General features: G+C 58.3%; 3 protein-coding genes. 1 reads left to right on the top strand and 2 read right to left on the bottom strand.

Translation table 11 applies throughout. From position 1 onward, the window contains the following. Positions 1-106: 106 nt before the first annotated feature. Positions 107-442: a hypothetical protein gene (locus tag FVQ81_18710; protein MBW7998562.1), complete on the bottom strand. Its 336-nt coding sequence runs from the start codon at positions 440-442 to the stop codon at positions 107-109. 22 nt (positions 443-464) lie between these two features. Beyond that, positions 465-689: a type II toxin-antitoxin system MqsA family antitoxin gene (locus FVQ81_18705; GenBank protein ID MBW7998561.1), complete on the bottom strand. Its 225-nt coding sequence runs from the start codon at positions 687-689 to the stop codon at positions 465-467. Positions 690-746: 57 nt separating this feature from the next. Here FVQ81_18705 and FVQ81_18700 point away from each other — a divergent pair. Then, positions 747-1,002: hypothetical protein (locus FVQ81_18700; GenBank protein ID MBW7998560.1), on the top strand; the 256-nt coding region annotated here is incomplete at its 3' end.

Genomic DNA, 1,002 nt, shown 5'->3' with positions numbered 1-1,002 from the left:
AGGATGATACCGTCCGCCTCGCTGGCCGCGCCCTTGGCGAAGAAGCGCTCCGAGGTCGCCGGAACGAACAGGCTGGACCGTTGCAGGCGAAATTCCGGCGGGTGGGTCATGGTTCAATCTTTCCGTGTTTAATCAAGCGGGAACGGATAGCTATGGCGGTGCGTCCGTGACGGTTTGCCAGCACCCGCAGGTCTTTTTCCATTTCCCAATCCGCCAGCAGCCGTTGGTCTTCCGATTTTCCCCAGGATTTTCCGGCATTGGGGGCGGCCTGCAAGGCCCGTTGCGATCTGTGGGAAGCCCGGAGGGTGCGGGTGGCGATGTTCAGAGCGCGGATCACTTCGGGACGGTCCAGAACACCACCCGGTTGCAGGGGTTGCCCGGTTTCGGGGTGCATCCCATCCGCCAATTTTTCGATGATTTTAATTGCACCGGCCTTATCCATCCGTAATCCCCCATCGTTTGCTTCAGGCAGCGTACCGGATGATTTCCACCTCCGAACCGTTGCGGACAGCCTGTTCCGCCCTTTCCAGCACCCACCCGCTGGTGTCTTCGTCCAGGTAGGGTTCGCCGCAATTATCGCAAATATCGGCGGGCACACCCTTGATGACCACCGTTGTATCGCCACGGGTCAGGGTGACCGTGGTTTCACCCCGGCTGGTTTGGCCTTGCCTGCACAATACGCAATGCATCAATTCCTCCTGGTTCGAAAATCCGGCATCCATGCATGGGGATCGGGAATATACACCGTGACCACCGTGCATTCCCCCCCCTTCGTCATCGCGGGCTACCACCACATGCAGTGGGCGCGAGGCATCCTCTTGCAGAATGAGAAAACTGGGATGAGGCGTATCGTCAGGGTATTCCCGGATGACTACTCCTCCCCTGATGGCCTGGATCACATCGTCCTTTCCGATGCGGCGTTAATACATGCGATGTTCAAACATGCGGCGCAGGGCATGGACGGTGAAGAGAATCTTATCACAATCCATACCCCAACCCCTT

The organism is Candidatus Glassbacteria bacterium, from assembly GCA_019456185.1.
GTDB lineage: Bacteria > Gemmatimonadota > Glassbacteria > GWA2-58-10 > GWA2-58-10 > JAJRTS01.
The sequence above is the reverse complement of the archived record's forward strand: the minus strand, read 5'-3'. Positions and strand labels throughout refer to the sequence as shown.

Excerpts from the sequence above, each read along its gene's own strand:
- FVQ81_18710 (MBW7998562.1), bottom strand. The coding sequence starts at position 442 with ATGGATAAGGCCGGTGCAATTAAAATCATCGAAAAATTGGCGGATGGG.
- FVQ81_18705 (MBW7998561.1), bottom strand. The coding sequence starts at position 689 with ATGCATTGCGTATTGTGCAGGCAAGGCCAAACCAGCCGGGGTGAAACC.